Source organism: Pseudomonas sp. 3B-A001-10F (assembly GCF_056313565.1).
In genome coordinates this window covers 52847-73208 of sequence record NZ_JBQYFW010000029.1, presented here as the reverse complement: position 1 = coordinate 73208, position 20362 = coordinate 52847, and the positions used below count along the sequence as shown (strand labels likewise).

The window sequence follows — 20362 nt, the reverse complement described above, 5'->3', positions numbered from 1 at the left end:
TCGACCTGATCGACAACCGACAATTTAAAAGTCAGCGTGTAATCGCGCTGACTGCGCTTTTCGCCCGTCTCCATTGCACCCTCCTGATAAGAAGCCAGAAGGTGTAAACCTTATTCAGGACGAGACAAGTCCCACAAAAAAGCCCGGGCTCATCACTGATCCCGGGCTTTTTCACATCCGCCGAAAACTTACTCAGCCAGAACCTGACCCACCGTCGGATCCTTGAACAGACGCGTCAGCGCATCGCTCAATACATCGCTGACCAGTTTGGTATTGGTTTCCTGGTTCGGCGCCATGCCGAAACGCTGGTCCAGCGAAGCGCCGTAACGGCCGCTGTAACGACGGTTGGCGTTCTGCACATCAGAGCGGAAGGTTGCGCCAATGGTCGCTTCGGTCACGTACATGCCTTCTTTCGGCGACTGGTATTTCAGCTCGGCCAAAGTCACGGTCAATTGCGGAGCGTTCGGTGCGTTGTTGGTCGGGGTGAAACCGAGCAGACGCACGGCGGCTTCAGCCTGAGCCTGCAACTTCGGCAGGATCTGCTCGCGCTGCACGGTGATAGCGCTGGTTTCCGGGTACAGGCCGCCACGGGTGCCCAAGGTTGGCGACGGACGACCGTCGACCACGCGTACGACGACTGGCTGGCCACGGCCGACCGCTGGCAGCTGAGTGGTCAGCTTTGGCTCCGGGCTCAGTTGTTGCGGGCTGTGGGCGCAGCCGGCCAAGGTCAAACCGGCCACAGTGATCAAACCGAACAACAGGCGTTGCAACATGCTCTTCTCTCCAGAATCAGGCACAAACAGGCCGGCAGTATAGCGGTGGGCCAGTGCGGGTAACCAGCGCCCGGCAGCGAATACTGAAATGTCTGACAAACCCGTGTGCAAGCGGTTCCTGTCACAGATTATTCACCCGGCATACACGTTCACGTCACGGCGCCTTGGCAACCTTGCAATCAGTCCCCCACAAGGTACTCAATCATGCGTTATCTGATCTCGTTGTTCGCCCCACGTCCGCTGCACCGCAGCTTCGCCCTGCTCGACCGCAATGGCCATTGCCAGGCATTCAAGCAGTGCAGCCTGCAGCCGATGGGCGACGATTGGGTGGAAATCGAAGAAATCCGCCTCAACTGGTTGCACCAGCCACTGCCCGCCAGCGCCCGCGTCATAGCGTCGCAGCCCCGTGCACGGGCGCAAGCGATGTTGAGCATCTGACCGGATGCCTAATAAAAGTCATTAAACACGAGCAACTGCCCGCATTTCTTCGATACAATCTCCCCCCGATTATAAGGACGTCTCCTGATCGGGCCCCGCAACAGCGTCAATGCGCATGCATCGACACCCAAAATCGCCCACAGAGAGCCGCCCACACAGATCGAGTGAAGTTGGCGCGCTTGCCTGTTCTTCCGGCAAAAACCCCGCTTTTCGCGAATCTGCAGAGCTGTCATGACGCTCGGCCACCGCGTTGTTTTGCCTTTGCGGGCAAGGTGCCAGGCCTGGACAGCCCTTTTTTGAGGTTCACGTCTTCAAAAGAGCGTGAAAAAAACGGGTTTTCACAACTTCACAAGAGTGTGGCGAGCAAATGAAAAGTTTTGCGTCTGAACATGCACCATTAGCGTCTGAAACAGCCCAACGACACAGGACCGGGTATACCTCGAATATCGGAGCCTGAAGCCTGTCCGCTACGGATTTGGTTGCACAAAAACGGATGTCTCGACCATAAGTCGAATTGCCAGCTGCGTGCTGAAATGAGTTCATGGAGCTCTTGAAAGCCAAGCCGCATACATCCGTCGAAGTTGCGAAAAATTGCGAAGATTCGGACATGGCGAACCTGACCATGGATAGCCTGGACATCACTGACCTGTCCCGGAACGCCTGGCAGCCATGCCGACAATTTGGTGCTGCAGATTTTGGAGACGCGTTAAATGGCGCATAACGAAGCAGTCGACGTAGTTCTGGTTGGGGCGGGCATCATGAGTGCCACCCTGGCCGTGCTGCTCAAAGAGCTCGACCCCGCGATCAAGCTGGAAGTCGTCGAGCTGATGGATTCCGGTGCTGCCGAGAGTTCCAACCCTTGGAACAACGCCGGCACCGGTCACGCTGGCCTTTGCGAGCTGAACTACACGCCGCAAGCCGCCGATGGCACCGTCGACATCAAGAAAGCCGTGCACATCAACACCCAGTTCGAGGTGTCGAAGCAGTTCTGGTCGTACCTGACCAAGAAAGGCACGTTCGGCTCGTGCAAATCATTCATCAGCCCGGTGCCGCACCTGAGTTTTGTCCAGGGCGACAAAGGCGTTTCCTTCCTCAAGCAACGTTTCGAGGTCCTGCACAAGCATCACGCGTTCTCCGACATGGAGTACACCGAGGACAAGGCCAAGATGGCCGAGTGGATGCCGCTGATGATGCCGGGCCGCGCGCAAGACGAAGTCCTCGCCGCGACCCGCGTGATGAACGGCACCGACGTCAACTTCGGCGCCCTGACCAATCAGTTGCTCAAGCACCTGACCAGCGCTCCCGACACTCAGGTCAAATACTGCAAGCGCGTCACCGGCCTCAAGCGTAACGGCGCTGGCTGGACCGTCAGCATCAAGGACGTCAACAGCGGCAGCAGCCGTGAAGTCGACGCCAAGTTCGTTTTCCTCGGCGCGGGTGGCGCGGCGCTGCCGTTGCTGCAGGCTTCGGGCATCGAGGAAAGCAAAGGCTTCGGCGGCTTCCCGATCAGCGGCCAGTGGCTGCGTTGCGACAACCCGGAAGTGGTCAAGCATCACCAGGCCAAGGTGTACAGCCAGGCCGCAGTGGGTTCGCCACCGATGTCGGTGCCGCACCTGGACACCCGCGTGGTCGACGGCAAGAAGTCCCTGCTGTTCGGGCCATACGCCGGTTTCACCACCAAGTTCCTCAAGCACGGCTCCTTCATGGACCTGCCGCTGTCAGTTCGCGCCGGCAACATCGGGCCGATGCTGGCCGTGGCGAAAAACAACATGGACCTGACCAAGTACCTGGTCAGCGAAGTGATGCAATCGATGGAGCAGCGTCTGGATTCCCTGCGCCGCTTCTACCCTGAGGCGAAAGCCGAAGACTGGCGCCTGGAAGTGGCCGGCCAACGGGTACAGATCATCAAGAAAGACCCGAAAAAGGGCGGCATCCTGCAGTTCGGTACCGAACTGGTGTCGGCCAAGGACGGCTCCCTCGCCGCCCTGCTCGGCGCTTCGCCGGGCGCGTCGGTGACGGTTTCGATCATGCTGGAACTGATCGAGAAATGCTTCCCGGCCAAGGCCAAGGGTGAGTGGGCTGGCAAACTGGCCGAGATCTTCCCGGCCCGTGAAAAGGTCCTGGAAACCGATGCTGCGCTGTATCGCAAGATCAACACGCAGAACAACATCGCGCTGGAACTGGTTGAAGAAAGCAGCGAAACCCCAAGCTACGCTTGATCTTGCCGCATAAAAAAACGCCCCGTACTCAGTGAGTGCGGGGCGTTTTTTTATGGCCTTGAAAAGCAAAAGATCGCAGCCTGCGGCAGCTCCTACAGGGTAAACACAAACTCTCTGTAGGAGTTGCCGCAGGCTGCGATCTTTTGATCTTAGCTGCGGGCCTTGTCGATCAGCCCGATGTACTCGGCCGCGTTGCGCTGATCCTTGATCTGAGCAACGAACGTCTGACCGTGCTCGTCCTTGCCATCCACGTCATAACCGGCGGCAACGAAGAACGTCAGAAACCGCTCGAAATCATCAATGCGCAGGCCACGGTAAGCCTTGATCAGTTTGTGCAGCGACGGCGAAGTGGCGTCGACCGGCTCAAAATCGAGGAACAGCTTGATCTGCTCATCGCCGATCTCGTCACCAATCACTTGTTTTTTATCTTTACGCATTGCCGACTCCAGCTCGCAGACATTACACGGGGCGGGCAGTTTACCCCTGCCCGGCCGCCCGGCTCAACGCGATCGCACCGCCCCGGTGTGCAAATCGGCCCAGATGTGGCCGTTGGCATAACTGAGAAACTGCACGTACACGGTATCGTTGCGCAGAAGATCGATGATCACGCGGTATTGGGCCTGTGGATAAAACAGTGTGAGGGTTTTGCTCTTGTCGTCATAAACCGGCTTTTTCAGGCTTTTGCTTTCACCGTCGAAATTGACCAACACCTGAGTAATGGTCGCGCCTTTGTTGAGGGATTTGCCCTTGAGGCGGATCAGCAGCGGTGAAGTGACCGGGATCGGCTGCTGATTGGATTGGCGTTGTGCGCCGACCACCACGGAGTAATCGGTGACCTGCATGAGTTGCTGCTGCTCGGGCTCGGCATCGCGCACGGTCAGATCGTCCGGCGGCAGGAATTGACTGTGCATCGGCGCGGCGGACAGCGGCAGGCTGAGAGTCAGCAACAAGGCGGCAAAGCTGCGGATCAAGAGGCGCATGACAGGCTCCGGAAGGCGGGGCCGAGCACTCTAGCATGGGTATCGTGCAAACCAATGTAGGAGTGAGCCTGCTCGCGATAGCGGTCTGTCAGCAACGTTGATGTTGGCTGATACGACGCTATCGCGAGCAGGCTCACTCCTACAGGGGGTAGTGCTGGGTTCTTACATGCCTTTAACGGCAAAGATCCCGTTGGCGTTGCGCCAGTAGCCTTTGTAGTCCATGCCGTAACCGAAGATGTAGCGGTCGATGCACGGCAGGCCGACGAAATCGGCTTTCAGGTCAGGACGCGCCTTGCGGTCGTGATCCTTGTCGATCAGCACGGCGGTGTGCACTTTGCGCGCACCGGCGTGTTTGCAGAAGTCGATGATCGCGCCGAGGGTGTGACCTTCGTCGAGGATGTCGTCGATGATCAGCACGTCGCGGTCGATGAACGAAACTTCCGGCTTGGCTTTCCAGAACAGGTCGCCGCCGCTGGTTTCGTTGCGATAACGGGTCGCGTGCAGGTAGGAGGCTTCCAGCGGGAACTGCAGATGCGTCAGCAGTTTGCCGGAGAAAATCAGCCCGCCGTTCATCACGCAGAACACTACCGGATTGCTGTCAGCCAGTTGTTCGTTGATTTGTGCACCGACGCGGGCGATGGCGGCCTCGACTTCAGCTTCGGTGTACAGGCAGTCAGCCTCTCGCATGATTTGACGGATATGCTCGAGATCAGCGGACATGGCGCTCTCCAGGGGGGGATGTTTTCGGAAAAGCGGGCAAAGGTACGCATCCATTGAGGCCGAATCAAGCCTTTATGGACTAACGTACAGAATGTCCTATAGGACATCACCCTCGGATAGATTAATCTAGGCCGGTTTTTTTGCCCGCCGCCGGAGTTTTTCCATGCCCATCCTCGAGATCCGCCATCCGCTGATCCGTCATAAACTCGGCCTGATGCGCCGCGCCGATATCAGCACCAAGAACTTCCGTGAGCTCGCTCAGGAAGTCGGCGCCCTGTTGACCTACGAAGCTACAAAAGATTTGCCGCTGGAGTCCTACGATATTGCAGGCTGGTGCGGCACCGTGTCGGTCGAGAAAATCGCCGGCAAGAAGATCACCGTCGTGCCGATCCTGCGCGCCGGCATCGGCATGCTTGAAGGCGTGCTGAGCCTGATCCCGGGTGCCAAGGTTTCCGCTGTGGGCGTTGCTCGCAACGAAGAAACCCTGCAAGCGCACACTTATCTGGAAAAACTGGTTCCGGAAATCGACGAACGGTTGGCGATGATCATCGACCCGATGCTCGCTACCGGTAGCTCGATGGTGGCGACCATTGATCTGTTGAAGAAAGCCGGCTGCAAAGACATCCGCGCCATGGTGCTGGTTGCCGCGCCGGAAGGTATTGCCGCCGTAGAAAAGGCTCACCCGGACGTGACCATCTACACCGCGTCCATCGATGAGCGCTTGAACGAGCACGGTTACATCATCCCAGGGCTTGGCGACGCCGGTGACAAGATCTTCGGCACCAAGCAGAAGGACGCGTGACCATGCAGCAAGAGTTCAACGATCCGCTCTGGCGCACGGTGCTGTCCGGCGCCCAGATGCTGTTCGTGGCTTTCGGCGCCCTGGTGCTGATGCCGCTGATCACGGGCCTGGACCCGAACGTGGCACTGTTTACCGCAGGTCTTGGGACGATCCTGTTCCAGATCGTCACCGGGCGTCAGGTGCCGGTGTTTTTGGCGTCGAGCTTCGCTTTCATCACCCCGATCATTCTCGCCAAGGGCCAGTTCGGCCTCGCCGCGACCATGGGCGGTGTGATGGCGGCCGGTTTCGTCTACACCTTCCTCGGTCTTGCCGTGAAGATCAAAGGCACCGGATTTATCGACCGCTTGCTGCCACCGGTGGTGATTGGTCCAGTGATCATTTCCATCGGCCTGGCCATGGCGCCGATTGCCGCGAACATGGCGATGGGCAAGGCTGGCGACGGTTCTGAACTGATCCATTACCAGACCGCGATGCTGATCTCGATGCCGGCATTGCTGACCACATTGATCGTGGCGGTGTTCGGTAAAGGCATCTTCCGCCTGGTGCCGATCATTTCCGGCGTGCTGGTCGGTTTTGCCATGGCGTTCTATTTCGGTGTCGTTGATACCGCGAAGATTGCCGCAGCGCCATGGTTTGCGATCCCGCACTTCACCGCGCCGGAATTCAACTGGCAGGCGATTCTGTTCATCGTTCCAGTGGCATTGGCTCCGGCCATTGAACACATCGGTGGCGTGATTGCCGTCGGTAGCGTGACCGGTCGCGACTATCTGAAGAAGCCCGGCCTGCATCGCACCCTGCTCGGTGACGGCATTGCCACCACCGCCGCCGGTCTGTTCGGCGGTCCGCCAAACACCACCTACGCCGAAGTGACTGGCGCAGTGATGCTGACCAAGAACTACAACCCGAAAATCATGACCTGGGCGGCGATCTTCGCTATCAGCCTGGCGTTCATTGGCAAGTTCGGCGCGCTGCTGCAGAGCATTCCGGTGCCGGTGATGGGCGGGATTCTGTGCCTGCTGTTCGGTTCGATCGCGGCGGTGGGGATGAACACCCTGATTCGTCACAAGATCGATCTTGGCGAGGCGCGTAATCTGGTGATCGTGTCGGTGACGCTGGTGTTCGGCATTGGCGGTGTGCTGGTCGGCACCGGGACTGGTCCGGACGACTTCGGCCTCAAAGGCATCGCGCTGTGCGCGGTGGTGGCGATTGCGCTGAACCTGATTCTGCCGGGCAATGATGGCTGGAAGAACAAGAAGGCGGATGAGCCGCTGATCTAAGCCCTGAAGATTTTTATCTGATCGTTCCCACGCTCTGCGTGGGAATGCCTCTAGGGACGCTCTGCGTCCAGTGACGCGGAGCGTCACGGGCTGCATTCCCACGCGGAGCGTGGGAACGATCATCACAACGCCAGCGGTGCTCTTTCGCAGAGGGTCGCCAAGGCCTTCGCCCATTGCCGGTCGTCATTCAGGCACGGCACCAGCACCAACTCCTCGCCCCCTGCTTCGCGGAACTGTTCCTTGCCGCGATCACCAATCTCTTCCAGCGTCTCGATGCAATCGGCGACAAACGCCGGGCACATCACAAGAATCTTCTTCACGCCGCTTTTCGCCAATTCATCCAGGCGCGCTTCGGTGTACGGTTCGATCCATTTCGCCCGGCCCAGACGCGACTGAAACGACACCGACCATTTGCCATCCGGCAGGCCCATGCGCTCAGCGAACAACGCTGCAGTACGCAGGCATTGCGCGCGATAACAGGTCGCCAATACCGCAGGCGAGGCGTTCTTGCAGCAGTCTTCATTCTTGAAGCAATGATTGCCGGTCGGATCGAGTTTGGTCAGATGCCGTTCAGGCAGACCGTGGAAGCTCAGCAGCAAGTGATCGTAATCCTGCTGCAGATGCGGCCGGGCGCTTTCGACCAGCGCATCCAGATATTCCGGCTGATCGTAGAACGGCTGCAGCACCGACAGTTGCACGTCGAGTTTCTTTTCGCGGATCACCCGCTTGGCTTCTTCGATCACTGTGGTCGTGGTGCTGTCGGCGAACTGTGGATACAGCGGTGCCAGCGTGATGCGCTTGTGCCCCGCCGCCACCAGTTTCAGCAGGCAGGTTTCAATCGACGGCTCACCATAACGCATCGCCAATTCCACAGGGCCGTGATTCCACTGTGTTGTCATCTGCTGTTGCAGACGACGGCTGAGCACCACCAGCGGTGAGCCCTCCTCCCACCAGATCGAGGCGTAAGCGTGGGCCGATTGTTCCGGGCGCTTGACCAGGATCAGCGACACCAGCAGACGCCGCACCGGCCATGACAGGTCGATCACATACGGGTCCATCAGGAATTGATTGAGGTAGCGGCGCACATCGGCCACTGAGGTTGAGGCCGGGGAACCCAGGTTGACCAGAAGCAAGGCGTGATCGGTCATGCAACGTCCTATTTCAGAGGCGGCTGGAAAGATCGTCCAGGGCCGCGCGTAAATCCGTGAACTGGAAAGTGAAACCCGCTTCCAGCAAGCGTGCCGGCATAGCCTTCTGGCCGCCGAGCAACAGCAATGACATCTCACCGAGGCCGACCTTCAGCGCCAGGGTCGGCATCGGCATGAACGCCGGGCGGTGCAACACGCTGCCCAGCGTCTTGGCGAATTCGCGATTGCGCACAGGTTTCGGCGCGCACGCATTATAAGGACCACTGGCCTGATCACGATGCAGAAGAAAATCAATCAGGGCGATTTGATCGTTGATATGAATCCACGGCATCCACTGTCGGCCATTGCCCAAAGGCCCGCCGAGCCCGAGTTTGAATGGCAGCAACAGCCGCGACAAAAAGCCGCCCTCCGCCGACAGCACCAGACCGGTTCGCACCAGCACCACACGGATGCCTTGCCCCTCGGCACGTTGCGCGGTTTCTTCCCAAGCGATGCACAACTGGCTGGCGAAATCGTCGATCACCGGCGGTGAATCTTCAGTCAATTCGCGCTCACCGCCATCGCCATACCAGCCAATGGCTGATCCGGAGATCAGCAACGCTGGTTTCTGTGCGCGCGTGTCGAGCCAGGTCAACAGGGTTTCCGTGAGCGTGATACGGCTGCTCCACAGCAACGCTTTGCGTCGATGGGTCCACGGCCGATCGGCAATCGGCGCACCGGCCAGATTGATGATCGCGTCCACAGGCTCATCGCCAAGGTCTTGCAGACGCGCAATACCCCGCACCTGCGCACCACAGATTTTCGCGACTTTCTCCGGTTTTCGGCTCCAGACCGTCAGGCGATGGCCCTGCTGCGACCAGTGTCGGCAGAGCGCACGTCCGATCAAACCAGTACCGCCGGTCAGCAATATGTGCATGACATCTTCCTCGCGTGGCGTTTAACCCGGATCACTAGTCTATTTTTATAAGCAGGGATCTTTTCTATCGGGCAGGCTCTATTGTTTAACCATAGGCCAAGCTGTCAGATCGAGAACGCTAGAAGTTATACCAAAAAACAAAATTGTACAGGTTTCATCCACGGCGTAGTCTGTACAGAAAGGTAAACGAGGCCCCTATGACTGTACCTATCGCAATCATTGGCACCGGCATCGCCGGACTTTCCGCCGCCCAGGCTCTGACAGAGACCGGGCATACCGTGCAATTGTTCGATAAAAGTCGCGGCAGCGGCGGGCGCATGTCGAGCAAGCGCAGCGACGCTGGCTCGCTGGACATGGGCGCGCAATATTTCACCGCGCGTGATCGGCGCTTCGTCACCGAAGTGCAGCGTTGGCAAAGCCTGGGCTGGGTCGCCGAGTGGACACCGCAGCTCTACACGTATCAGGGCGGGCAACTGAATCTGTCGCCGGACGAGCAGACGCGCTGGGTCGGTACACCGCGCATGAGCGCCATCACTCGTGGACTGCTCGATGGCCTGGAAGTGCACTTTGCCTGCCGCATCACCGAGGTCTTTCGCGGTGAAGAGCACTGGCACTTGCAGGACGCCGAAGGCTTCACCCATGGCCCGTTCAGCCACGTGGTGATCGCCACGCCGGCCCCTCAAGCGACAGCCTTGCTGGCCGCAGCCCCGAAACTTGCCGGGGCCGCCGCCGGGGTGAAAATGGACCCGACCTGGGCTGTCGCCCTCGCCTTCGACACACCGCTGGATACGCCCATTGAAGGCTGCTTCGTGCAGGACAGTCCTCTCGACTGGCTGGCACGCAACCGCAGCAAACCCGGACGTGACAACACACTCGACACCTGGGTGCTGCATGCGAGCAGCGCATGGAGCCGGCAGCACATCGACCTGTCCAAGGAAGCTGTGATCGAGCAACTGCACGGTGCTTTTGCCGAATTGCTGCACAGCGCCATGCCCGCGCCAACCTTCAGCCTCGCCCACCGCTGGCTCTACGCACGTCCGGCGACGGGCCACGAATGGGGCACCCTGGCCGATGCCGATCTGGGTTTGTATGCCTGCGGCGACTGGTGCCTGTCGGGCCGCGTCGAAGGCGCTTGGCTCAGTGGCCAGGAAGCAGCGCGACGCTTGCACGAACACCTGCAATGAACCGCATCAATCCGCGTAAATTGCTGCTGTCGAAATGGACAGCAGCCCACCCGCAGAATCGTGAAAAACACTTTCTGGTGACCGAGCTTTTTCGCGACGAGGAAGGCACGGTGCTGGAGGTTGAGTTGCAGGCGGTGTTGACCCAGCGTGCTGAGCGACTCGATTGGCAGACACTACAAAACAACGCTGAATGGCTGCAGGGCTGGAAGTAAATGCCGTCCCCTGTGGGAGCGAACTTGCTCGCGAAGGCGGTGTGTCAATCAATGAATTTGTTGAATGTTAATCCGTATTCGCGAGCAAGCTCGCTCCCACAATGAACCGCGCTCAACCGAAAAAGTTATACAAACCATTTGACTTGTACACCCATGAATCTATGCTGAGCAAAGTTGTACAGAGATCAACCTCTGTACAGGTATGGATTCGAGGTGCCCATGTCTGACTCTTGCGCAGCCAAACCCAAAATCGCCATCAGCGCCTGCCTGCTGGGCGCCGAGGTGCGCTACAACGGTGGACACAAGGAATCCCGCCTGTGCAGCCGCACCCTCACTGAGCATTTCGATTTCGTCCCGGTGTGTCCGGAAGTCGCGATCGGTATGGGCATCCCGCGCGAGCCGATCCGCCTTGTCGGCGAGGCCGAGCATCCTCAAGCGGTCGGCACGGTAAACCCGTCGATCAACGTCACTCAGCCATTGGCCGAGTACGGCACAAAAATGGCCGCCGAGCTGAATGACATCTGCGGCTACATCTTCATGCAGCAGTCGCCGTCCTGCGGCCTCGAGCGGGTCAAGGTCTACCACGCCAACGGCGCCCCGGTGAACGGCGGTGGGCGCGGGATTTACGCCCAGGCGTTCTGCGCACAGCACCCGGATCTGCCCGTGGAAGAAGCCGGTCGCCTCAACGATCCGGTACTGCGTGAGAACTTCATCACCCGTGTGTTCGCTTACAGCGAATGGCAACAGGTCCTCGCCAATGGCCTGAGCCGTCGCGCCCTCACCGAATTCCATTCGCGCTATAAATACTTGCTGATGGCGCACAACCCACTGCAATACAAAACGCTGGGCAAGTTGTTGGGCAATATGGCCGACACCGATCCCGCCGAACTCGGCCCGCGCTATTTCAGCGAACTGATGGCCGCCCTGAAGAAATGTGCCACGCGCGGCACTCACAGCAATGTCCTGCTGCACATCAGCGGTTATCTGAAGCAGGCGATCAGCGCCGAAGACAAACAGGAAATGCAACACGTCATCGGCCAATACCGCCAGGGCATCGTGCCACTGGTGGTGCCGTTGACGCTGCTCAAGCATCACTTTCGCCTCCATCCGGATTCGTACATCGCGCAACAGGTTTACCTGCAACCGCACCCGGAAAACCTCAGCCTGCGAAACGCAATCTAATGAACGACAAAATGGATACCAGCGCCCAGGAAGACCTTGGCGCGGATTTTAAGAAAGCCCTCGACGAGGGCTGGCTGCCGATTCGCGAAGTCGCGCGGCAGACCGGCGTCAACGCGATCACCCTGCGCGCGTGGGAGCGCCGCTACGGGTTGGTCGTGCCGCAACGCACGCCCAAGGGCCACCGACTGTATTCGGCCGAACACGTGCAGCAGATTCTGACCATCCTCACCTGGCTCAACCGTGGTGTTGCCGTCAGTCAGGTCAAACCGCTGCTCGACGCACCACAGGCGTTCAGCGAATCGGTGGAAAACGACTGGCAGCGTTTGCGCCAGACATTGCTGGCGGCCGTCACGCAGCTCAATGAACGCAGCCTCGACGACAGCGTCAATCAGGCCATGGCGCTCTACCCGCCACGCACGCTGTGCGAGCAATTGCTGATGCCGCTGCTGGCGGAACTGGAGCAGCGCTGGCAAGGCCAGTTCGGCGCGCAGATGGAGCGGGTGTTCTTTTATTCGTGGCTACGCAGCAAATTCGGCACACGCATCTACCATAACAATCGTCAGCTGCATGGCGCCCCGCTGTTGTTGATCAATCATTCCGACCTGCCACTGGAACCTCATCTGTGGCTGTGCGCGTGGCTGATCAGCAGCGCCGATTGTCCGGTGCAAGTGTTTGACTGGCCGCTGCCGGCCACCGAACTGGCGCTGGCAGTTGAACACCTGCAGGCCCGTGGCGTACTGCTGTATTCCAGCAAAGCCATGAACCTTGCGCAGTTGCCCAAGCTGCTGAACGGAGTCAGTTGCGCCAAAATGCTGGTCGGACCAACGGTATGCATCCACCACGCCGAGTTGTCCGTAAAAACCTCCGAGATGGCTGATGTGTTCCTGGCGGAAGACGCGCTTCTTGCGCACCAGGAACTCGTTCAGCGTGGGCTGATTTAATGGACGCCGTGAGTGCCGACATGCAATTGATCTGGCTGCGCAGCGACTTGCGCCAACATGACAACACCGCCCTCGCGGCCGCCGCAGCGCGCGGCCCGACGGTCGCCGTGTACCTGTTGAGTCCGCAGCAGTGGCTGGAACATGACGATGCGCCGTGCAAGGTCGACTTCTGGTTGCGCAACCTCGATGAGCTGAGCAAAAGCCTCGCCGCGTTGAATATTCCGTTGCTGATCCGTACTGCTGCGCACTGGGATCAAGCCCCAGCGGAACTGCTCAAGCTCTGTCGGCAACTGAAGATCGAAGCCGTCCACGTCAACGAAGAATATGGCGTCCATGAAAGCCGTCGCGATGCAGCGGTGGCGGACATGCTGAAGGCCGAGGGCATCACGTTTAACAGCTACCTTGATCAGTTGCTGTTCAAACCCGGCAGCGTGCTGACCAAGACCGAGAGTTACTTCAAGGTGTTCAGCCAGTTCCGCAAAGTCTGTTATGAACGCTTGCACCGCTCGATGCCTGCGTTGGTCAAGGCACCAGGTAAACAGGCAAAACTTGCCATCGACAGCGACCCGATTCCCGACTCCGTCAAAGGCTTCGCCACACCGAGCCAAACCCTGCGCGATCTGTGGCCGGCCGGCGAACAGGAAGCCCGGCGCCGTCTCGATACCTTCACCGACGCGCAGATCGACTATTACCAAAGCGAACGCGACTTCCCGGCCAAGCCCGGCACCAGTCAGCTCTCGGCATACCTCGCTGCCGGGGTGATTTCGCCGCGCCAATGCCTGCACGCCGCCCTGCAAAGCAATCAGGGTGAGTTCGAGAGCGGCAAGGTCGGTGCGGTTACCTGGATCAACGAGCTGCTGTGGCGCGAGTTCTACAAACACATTCTTGTCGGCTATCCACGGGTCTCGCGGCACCGCGCGTTTCGCCCGGAAACCGAAGCGCTGGCGTGGCGTGATGCGCCGGACGATCTCGCCGCGTGGCAAGAGGCGCGCACCGGTCTGCCGATCATCGACGCGGCCATGCGCCAATTGCTCGAAACCGGCTGGATGCACAATCGCCTGCGCATGATCGTGGCGATGTTCCTGACCAAAAACCTGCTGATCGACTGGCGCGAAGGCGAGCGTTTTTTCATGCGTCACCTGATTGATGGCGACTTGGCGGCGAACAACGGCGGCTGGCAGTGGAGTTCGTCGACGGGCACCGACTCGGCGCCTTATTTCCGCATCTTCAATCCGCTGAGCCAGTCGGAAAAATTCGACAGCGAAGGCCTGTTCATCAAGCACTGGTTGCCGGAACTGGCGGCTCTCAACAAGAAAGAAGTGCACAACCCGGCCGACGTCGGTGGTTTGTTCGGCGCGGCTGACTACCCGTCGCCGATCGTCAACCTCAGCACTTCGCGCCAGCGCGCATTGGCCGCCTTCAAGAACCTGCCTTCGCGTACGTCTACCGGAGGCGATGATGAGTGAATTCCTGCGCCGCTTCGCCCGGCAATTTTCAGCGTTGAACAAAGACAACCTGCAGAACCTCGGCGAGCTGTACAGCGATGACATTCATTTCACCGACCCGCTGCACGAGGTGCAAGGGTTGGCGCAATTGCGCGACTACTTCGGCGAGCTGTACGCCAACGTCAGCGAACTGCGTTTCGATTTTCATGGTTTTGACCAGATCGGCGACTGCGAAGGCTACCTGCGTTGGGTCATGAGTTATCGCCATCCGCGCCTGGCGGGTGGCCGTGTGATTCGTGTCAGCGGCTGCTCGCACCTGCTTTGGCATGACAAGGTTTATCGCCATCGGGATTATTTCGATGCCGGGGCGCTGCTGTATGAACACTTGCCAGTATTGGGCCGGGTCATCGCCTGGCTGAAAAGGAGAATGGGATGAGTCGTACACCTCCACGGCGCTATTGGTTGACCGGGGCCAGCAGTGGCATCGGCGCGGCGCTGGCTGAAGAGATCCTGAAAACCGGTGCGCACCTGGCGGTCAGTTCCCGTCAGATCGCCCCGCTCAAGGTCTTGTCGCAACGCTATCCGGGGCAAGTTTTGGTGGTGCCGGGGGACCTGACCAACAGCCAGACGGTGCGCGAAATCGGCGAGCAGATCGCCACGGATTGGGGTTCACTGGATTCAGTGATTCTCAACGCCGGCACCTGCGAGTACGTCGATGCCAAGCAGTTCGACGCCTCGATCATCGAGCATGTGGTGCGCACCAACCTGCTCGCCAGCAGCTACTGCATCGAGGCCGCCTTGCCCCTGTTGCGCAAAGGCACCGCGCCGCACCTGGTCGGCATGGCCAGTTCGGTCACCTACCTTCCGCTGCCACGGGCCGAAGCCTACGGCGCCTCGAAGGCCGGATTGCGTTACCTGTTCGAATCGCTGCGCATCGATCTCGCCGACGAAGGCATTGAAGTCACAGTCATCAGCCCCGGTTTTGTGGAAACACCGCTGACCGCCAAAAACGATTTCCCCATGCCTTTGAGCTGGCCTGTGGATAAAGCCGCGCGGCACATCTTCGCCAAGCTCAAAGATCGGCCATTGGAAATCGCCTTCCCGGCGCTGTTCATGGCCGCGCTGTGGCCGCTGTCGAAACTGCCGGCACGCGTGCAACTGGCCATCGGCAAACGCATGGTGCGCAAGTCGCCTCCGCTGACGGATCCGACATGAAAATTGCCATCGTCGGCAGCGGCATCGCCGGGCTTACCTGCGCTTACCTGCTTAATCGCCGCCATGAAGTCACGGTGTTCGAGGCGGGCGACTGGGTCGGTGGCCACACGCACACCGTGCCGGTGACCGTCGATGGCCGTCAATATGCCGTGGACACCGGCTTCATCGTGTTCAATGACTGGACCTACCCGAACTTTATCCGCCTCCTCGGCCAGCTTGGCGTGGCGTTCAAACCGACGGAAATGAGTTTCTCGGTGACCGACCCGGACACCGGCCTGGAATACAACGGCAACAACCTCAACAGCCTCTTCGCCCAGCGCAGCAATCTGTTGTCACCGGGGTTCTGGGGCATGTTGCGCGACATCCTGCGCTTCAACAAAGAAGCCCAGCGCGACCTCGTCGAACTGCGCATTGCCGCCGACACCACCCTCGACGAATACCTCAAGGCCGGCGGCTACGGCGAACGTTTCATCCTGCATTACATCGTGCCGATGGGTTCGGCGATCTGGTCGATGCCGATGGCGGAAATGCTCAACTTCCCCCTGCAGTTTTTTGTGCGGTTCTTCAAGAATCACGGGCTGTTGTCAGTCAGTGATCGGCCGCAATGGCAAGTCATCGAAGGCGGCTCGAGTGCTTACATCGCACCACTGACGGCCGCGTTCAAGGACAGGATTCGGCTCAATTGTCCGGTCACCCGGGTTGATCGCGATGTGCATGGCGTAGTTATCCACAGCCCGGCAGGCCTTGAGCATTTCGATCGGGTGGTGTTCGCCTGTCACAGCGACCAGGCGCTGAAACTGCTGGCGGTGCCCAGCGATGCCGAACGCGCGATCCTCGGTGCGCTGCCCTATGCCGACAACGAAGTGGTGCTACACACCGATACCCGTTTGCTGCCGACGCGCAAACTGGCCTGGGCCAGTTGGAACTATCGGCTCAGCGGCGCCGGCCATACTCACGCCGCCGTCACCTACGACATGAACATTCTGCAGGGCATTCAGAGCGACACCACGTTCTGCGTCAGCCTCAATCAGAGTGCCGGCATCAGCCCCGACAAAGTACTCGCCCGCTACACCTACGCCCACCCGCAGTTCAGCCTCGCGGCCGTGACCGCGCAGCAGCGCTGGGGCGAACTGGATGGCGCGCAGCACACACATTATTGCGGCGCCTATTGGGCCAACGGTTTCCATGAGGACGGTGTGGTCAGCGCCTTGCGCGTGGCCGCCGCGTTCGGGGAAAGCTTATGAACAGCGCCCTGTATAGCGGCTGGATCGGCCATCGGCGTTTTTCGCCGCGCCGCCATGAATTCCGTTACCGGATCGGCTTGCTCTACCTCGATCTCAGCGAACAGGACGCCGTGCTTGCACTGTCGCCGCTGGCCGGACGCAGTCGCTTTGCGCCGTTTTCATTTCGCGAGACTGACTACCTGAAGACCTTTACCGGCCGTGGCATACGCCTGATCGATGCCGTACGCCAGCAGGTCGGCATCGCCATCGGCCACGAACCGCAAGGCTCGATCTGCCTGCTGACCCAGGCGCGCAGTTGGGGGCTGTCGTTCAACCCGGTGAGTTTCTTTTACTGCCATGAGGCGGACGGGCAACTGGCGGCGATCGTCTGTGAAGTCACCAACACGCCGTGGGGCGAGCGCTATCACTATGTGTTGCCGGCGCGCCCGCCGGTCAATCTGCAGGATTTCCATCAGCATTTTGCCGTGGCCAAAGCCTTTCACGTTTCGCCGTTTCTGCCGCGCGATCTCGAATACCGCATGAGCTTCAGCCCCGCCGCGCAAAAACTCGGCGTGCACATGGCTGACTGGCAGGGCGAGCACAAACTGTTCGACGCGACGCTCAATCTGCAACGCGAAAGCCTCGACCGGCGCAGCCTGCATCGTTACCTGCGGCGCTTTCCGTGGATGACCGCGAAAACCGCCCTGGCCATTTACTGGCAAGCGCTGCGACTGCTGCTCAAACGCGCACCGATTTTTGCTCATCAGACTGCCGACGGCAGTTTTCAAACCGCCACCGTGCCTCCCAAGGAGCACCGCCATGAAATCCTCTAGTCTGTCGGTCAGTCGGCTCAGCACCAACGGTTTGACCGGGTCGCTGCTGCGCCGTGGCGTGCTGCGCCAATTGGCTCAGTTGAAAAACGGCCAACTGTTGGTGGTCGAGGACGGCGAACGCCTGATGTTCGGTACCCCGGGCAGTGCTTTGCTCGGGGAAATCCATGTGCTCGATCCGGCCGTCTGGGGCATGGTTGCCGGGAACGGTTCGATTGGTGCCGGCGAGGCCTTTATCCACGGCTATTGGAGTTCGCCGGATCTGACGGCCGTCGTCCGCGTGTTCGTCAGCAACCTCGACGTGCTCGATGCCATGGAGGGTGGTCTGGCCCGCCTCAGCCGGCCGTTGGTGCAAGGTCTGCACTGGCTCAACCGCAACACGCGCAAGGGTTCGCAGAAGAACATCGCCGCGCACTACGACCTTGGCAACGATCTGTTCGAGCAGTTTCTCGACCCGACCATGATGTATTCGGCGGCGCAGTTCCTGACCCCGGAAGACAGCCTCGAACAGGCACAACTGAACAAACTGGAGCGGATCTGTCAGAAGCTCGCGCTGCAACCCAGCGACCATTTGCTGGAGATCGGCACCGGCTGGGGCAGTATGGCGCTGTATGCCGCGCAACATTACGGCTGCCGCGTAACCACCACGACCCTGTCGAAAGAGCAGTACGCGTTTACCGCGCAACGCATCGAACAACTGGGTTTACAGGATCGCGTCACGCTGTTGCTCAAGGACTACCGCGACCTGACCGGCGAATACGACAAACTGGTGTCGATCGAGATGATCGAAGCCGTCGGCCACCGCTTCCTGCCGACCTACTTCAAACAGTGCGCGCAGTTGCTCAAGAGCAACGGCCTGATGTTGATCCAGGCGATCACCATCCGCGAGCAGCGTTACGAACAGGCCAAGCGCGGCGTCGATTTCATCCAGCGCTACATCTTCCCCGGCGGCGCCCTGCCCTGCGTGCAGAAAATGCTCGAAGTGGTCGGCCGCGACACCGACATGAACCTGTTGCACATGGAAGATTTCGGCCTGCACTACGCCCGCACCCTGCGCCTGTGGCACGAGAACTTTCGCCGCGCCCATGGCCGCTTGAGCGAACTGGGCTATGACGATTATTTCCTGCGGCTGTGGGAGTTTTACCTGTGTTACTGCGAGGGCGGTTTCCTCGAACGCACCATCGGCACCGCGCAGTTGCTATTGGCCAAACCCGCCGCCATGACTGCGCCGCTGCTCGGACGCTTCGATGCTTGAGCGTGTCGCCAATGCCGTACTGTTCCAGATCGGCTGGCTGACCTGCGTGCTCGGCGGCAACAGCCTGTGGTTGCTGGTCGCGCTGGCGGTGCTGGTGATCCATCTGTGCTGGATCAGCAGTTGGGCGGCTGAGGGGCGTTTGATCCTCAGCGTGGTGATTGTCGGCACCGCTGTCGACAGTGTGTTGCGTGGTGCCGGGGTGTTCGCGTTTCAGGATCAGTCGCCGCTAATTCCGTTGTGGCTGATGTTGCTCTGGGCATTGTTGGCGACCACCTTGCGCCATTGCCTGGCCTGGAGCGCGCGGCCCTGGTGGCTGGCGAGCTTACTCGGCGCTGTCGGCGGCGCGCTGTCGTATTACGCTGGCGGGCGCCTGGCCGGGGTGCAATTTCCCTATGGCGAACTGCCGACACTGATCGGCATCGGCCTGCTCTGGGCGTTGTTGTTTCCGTTGCTGCATGGGATGGCTCGGCGGCTGGCGCACTGAGCGTCTGTCAGACCGTTCACACGCGTATCGGTCACTGCCTTACACTGCCGACCATGAAGACCATTCCCCACCAACAAATCACTGAACCGGCGGTCACTTGCTCGACCTGCGCGGCGTGTTGTTGCCAGCTCGAAGTGATGCTGATCACCGACACTGGCGTGCCTGATCGCTTTATCGATACTGATGAATGGGGCGGCGAAGTGATGCTGCGTCTGGATGACGGCTGGTGCGCGGCGCTGGATCGCGACACGATGATGTGCACGATTTACGAAAAGCGTCCGCTGATTTGCCGCGAGTTCGAGATGGGCGCGCCGGAGTGCATTGAAGAACGCAAAGGCATCACGACTGCCTACCGCTGATCACAAGAACACCCCAAAACAAATGTAGGAATGAGCCTGTTCGCGATAGCGGTCTTTCATTCAACATCTTCGTTGAACATGAAACAGCTTTCGCGAGCAGGCTCGCTCCCACAGGGGTCAAGCGTTTAGCCGTTAGAGCGGCATCGTGTAATGCAGCGAGTAACTTTCTACCCCGTCGTTGTCGCTGGCCAGACCGGCGTTGGAATAGTGCGTCGCACGAATCCCGACTTCATGTCCGCCATTGAAACGCAGACCAAAACCGAAGCGGTCTTCGAACTGGAAAGAGCCGCCGAGATTGTTCGATTCGTACTTGGAATTGGAGAAAGCCGCGACACCAATCCCCGCCTCCACATACGGTTTGACCGATTGACCGGCAAACTCGTAAACAAATACCGGCGAGAACGACAGACTGTTGTTACTGGAGGTCTTGTCGCCTTCCCAGTAGGTGTAAGCCCCGCTCCAGTAACCGGTCAGACGACCGACATCACTTTGCAGCCAGCTCTTGTCCCAGTCGAAATTCATGCCCAGGCGGTACGTCATGGTCGAGTCGCTGGTGGCCCCCACCGCAAACTCAACACCTGCCGCTTGTGCAGTAATACTTTGCCCCATCAGTGCGGCCGCAATCGCGGCCAAGCAGAATAGTCGCTTCACGTTGAAACTTCCTTTTCCGGAACGATCGTTTGGTTTTCTAGATAACTCTTCGCTATAGAAGCTGGCGCCTGCTTAGAAGTTCAGCTGATTTTTTAGTTATTTCACAAT

Annotated in this window: 23 protein-coding genes; 16 read left to right on the top strand and 7 right to left on the bottom strand. The window is 59.5% G+C overall.

Translation table 11 applies throughout. The features are described 5' to 3' along the window. Positions 1-188 precede the first annotated feature (188 nt). Entirely contained in the window at positions 189-773 is a 585-nt protein-coding gene (locus tag AC0ZWN_RS22590) for a YajG family lipoprotein (protein ID WP_007912832.1), read from the bottom strand. A 204-nt stretch (positions 774-977) separates the two neighbouring features. On the opposite strand from AC0ZWN_RS22590, the gene AC0ZWN_RS22585 reads away from it, so the two are divergent. Both AC0ZWN_RS22585 and mqo read left to right on the top strand, forming a co-directional pair. Further along, positions 978-1211: a hypothetical protein gene (locus AC0ZWN_RS22585; protein ID WP_476336586.1), complete on the top strand. Its 234-nt coding sequence runs from the start codon at positions 978-980 to the stop codon at positions 1209-1211. A 710-nt stretch (positions 1212-1921) separates the two neighbouring features. Continuing rightward, complete coding sequence (mqo, locus tag AC0ZWN_RS22580) at positions 1922-3430, top strand: malate dehydrogenase (quinone) (protein ID WP_476336584.1); 1509 nt, start codon at positions 1922-1924, stop codon at positions 3428-3430. A gap of 149 nt (positions 3431-3579) precedes the next feature. Here mqo and AC0ZWN_RS22575 read toward each other — a convergent pair whose 3' ends face one another. The 3 genes from AC0ZWN_RS22575 to AC0ZWN_RS22565 form a co-directional block, all read right to left on the bottom strand. Further along, positions 3580-3867 (bottom strand): PA4642 family protein, encoded by a 288-nt coding sequence (locus tag AC0ZWN_RS22575; protein WP_095050623.1) that lies wholly within the window; start codon positions 3865-3867, stop codon positions 3580-3582. A gap of 63 nt (positions 3868-3930) precedes the next feature. Beyond that, entirely contained in the window at positions 3931-4410 is a 480-nt protein-coding gene (locus AC0ZWN_RS22570; RefSeq protein WP_186624682.1) for a hypothetical protein, read from the bottom strand. Positions 4411-4572: 162 nt separating this feature from the next. After that, positions 4573-5130 (bottom strand): hypoxanthine-guanine phosphoribosyltransferase, encoded by a 558-nt coding sequence (locus tag AC0ZWN_RS22565; protein WP_008086142.1) that lies wholly within the window; start codon positions 5128-5130, stop codon positions 4573-4575. A gap of 163 nt (positions 5131-5293) precedes the next feature. Here AC0ZWN_RS22565 and upp point away from each other — a divergent pair, with 163 nt between their 5' ends. Both upp and AC0ZWN_RS22555 read left to right on the top strand, forming a co-directional pair. Then, positions 5294-5932, top strand: coding sequence for a uracil phosphoribosyltransferase (upp, locus tag AC0ZWN_RS22560; protein ID WP_007912842.1), 639 nt, complete (start codon positions 5294-5296; stop codon positions 5930-5932). 2 nt (positions 5933-5934) lie between these two features. Further along, complete coding sequence (locus AC0ZWN_RS22555; protein WP_077574503.1) at positions 5935-7209, top strand: uracil-xanthine permease family protein; 1275 nt, start codon at positions 5935-5937, stop codon at positions 7207-7209. 122 nt (positions 7210-7331) lie between these two features. On the opposite strand, the gene hemH is transcribed toward AC0ZWN_RS22555, so the two are convergent. Further along, complete coding sequence (gene hemH / locus AC0ZWN_RS22550; RefSeq protein ID WP_476336580.1) at positions 7332-8357, bottom strand: ferrochelatase; 1026 nt, start codon at positions 8355-8357, stop codon at positions 7332-7334. A 13-nt stretch (positions 8358-8370) separates the two neighbouring features. Next, on the bottom strand, positions 8371-9273 hold the full coding sequence (locus tag AC0ZWN_RS22545) for a TIGR01777 family oxidoreductase (protein WP_186624684.1): 903 nt from the start codon (positions 9271-9273) through the stop codon (positions 8371-8373). Positions 9274-9470: 197 nt separating this feature from the next. Here AC0ZWN_RS22545 and AC0ZWN_RS22540 point away from each other — a divergent pair, with 197 nt between their 5' ends. The 12 genes from AC0ZWN_RS22540 (at position 9471) to AC0ZWN_RS22485 (ending at position 19603) form a co-directional block, all read left to right on the top strand. Continuing rightward, positions 9471-10457 (top strand): NAD(P)/FAD-dependent oxidoreductase, encoded by a 987-nt coding sequence (locus AC0ZWN_RS22540; RefSeq protein ID WP_186624685.1) that lies wholly within the window; start codon positions 9471-9473, stop codon positions 10455-10457. After that, positions 10454-10669 (top strand): TIGR02450 family Trp-rich protein, encoded by a 216-nt coding sequence (locus AC0ZWN_RS22535; protein ID WP_093441373.1) that lies wholly within the window; start codon positions 10454-10456, stop codon positions 10667-10669. The genes AC0ZWN_RS22540 and AC0ZWN_RS22535 overlap by 4 nt, the downstream gene beginning before the upstream one ends. Positions 10670-10888: 219 nt before the next feature. Continuing rightward, entirely contained in the window at positions 10889-11851 is a 963-nt protein-coding gene (locus AC0ZWN_RS22530; RefSeq protein WP_095050617.1) for a YbgA family protein, read from the top strand. Next, positions 11851-12792, top strand: a complete 942-nt coding sequence (locus AC0ZWN_RS22525) for a MerR family transcriptional regulator (RefSeq protein WP_476336577.1) — start codon at positions 11851-11853, stop codon at positions 12790-12792. Before AC0ZWN_RS22530 ends, AC0ZWN_RS22525 begins: the two co-directional genes overlap by 1 nt. 20 nt (positions 12793-12812) lie before the next feature. Then, on the top strand, positions 12813-14258 hold the full coding sequence (phrB, locus tag AC0ZWN_RS22520) for a deoxyribodipyrimidine photo-lyase (RefSeq protein ID WP_476336575.1): 1446 nt from the start codon (positions 12813-12815) through the stop codon (positions 14256-14258). Continuing rightward, positions 14251-14673 carry a nuclear transport factor 2 family protein gene (locus AC0ZWN_RS22515; RefSeq protein WP_093441392.1) on the top strand — a complete coding sequence of 141 codons (423 nt, stop codon included), beginning with the start codon at positions 14251-14253 and terminating at the stop codon, positions 14671-14673. Before phrB ends, AC0ZWN_RS22515 begins: the two co-directional genes overlap by 8 nt. After that, on the top strand, positions 14670-15452 hold the full coding sequence (locus AC0ZWN_RS22510) for an SDR family NAD(P)-dependent oxidoreductase (RefSeq protein ID WP_476336572.1): 783 nt from the start codon (positions 14670-14672) through the stop codon (positions 15450-15452). Before AC0ZWN_RS22515 ends, AC0ZWN_RS22510 begins: the two co-directional genes overlap by 4 nt. Continuing rightward, positions 15449-16696, top strand: coding sequence for an NAD(P)/FAD-dependent oxidoreductase (locus AC0ZWN_RS22505; RefSeq protein WP_476336570.1), 1248 nt, complete (start codon positions 15449-15451; stop codon positions 16694-16696). Before AC0ZWN_RS22510 ends, AC0ZWN_RS22505 begins: the two co-directional genes overlap by 4 nt. Beyond that, positions 16693-17508: a DUF1365 domain-containing protein gene (locus AC0ZWN_RS22500; protein WP_095125790.1), complete on the top strand. Its 816-nt coding sequence runs from the start codon at positions 16693-16695 to the stop codon at positions 17506-17508. The genes AC0ZWN_RS22505 and AC0ZWN_RS22500 overlap by 4 nt, the downstream gene beginning before the upstream one ends. Next, on the top strand, positions 17495-18760 hold the full coding sequence (locus tag AC0ZWN_RS22495; RefSeq protein ID WP_093441411.1) for an SAM-dependent methyltransferase: 1266 nt from the start codon (positions 17495-17497) through the stop codon (positions 18758-18760). Before AC0ZWN_RS22500 ends, AC0ZWN_RS22495 begins: the two co-directional genes overlap by 14 nt. After that, the gene (locus AC0ZWN_RS22490; RefSeq protein WP_093441415.1) at positions 18753-19244 is read left to right on the top strand and encodes a DUF2878 domain-containing protein; all 492 of its coding nucleotides are present in this window, start codon (positions 18753-18755) and stop codon (positions 19242-19244) included. The genes AC0ZWN_RS22495 and AC0ZWN_RS22490 overlap by 8 nt, the downstream gene beginning before the upstream one ends. Positions 19245-19297: 53 nt before the next feature. Next, positions 19298-19603, top strand: a complete 306-nt coding sequence (locus tag AC0ZWN_RS22485; protein WP_077574517.1) for a YkgJ family cysteine cluster protein — start codon at positions 19298-19300, stop codon at positions 19601-19603. Positions 19604-19735: 132 nt separating this feature from the next. Here AC0ZWN_RS22485 and AC0ZWN_RS22480 read toward each other — a convergent pair whose 3' ends face one another. Then, positions 19736-20254 (bottom strand): acyloxyacyl hydrolase, encoded by a 519-nt coding sequence (locus AC0ZWN_RS22480; RefSeq protein WP_476336567.1) that lies wholly within the window; start codon positions 20252-20254, stop codon positions 19736-19738. Between the last annotated feature and the right edge of the window lie 108 nt (positions 20255-20362).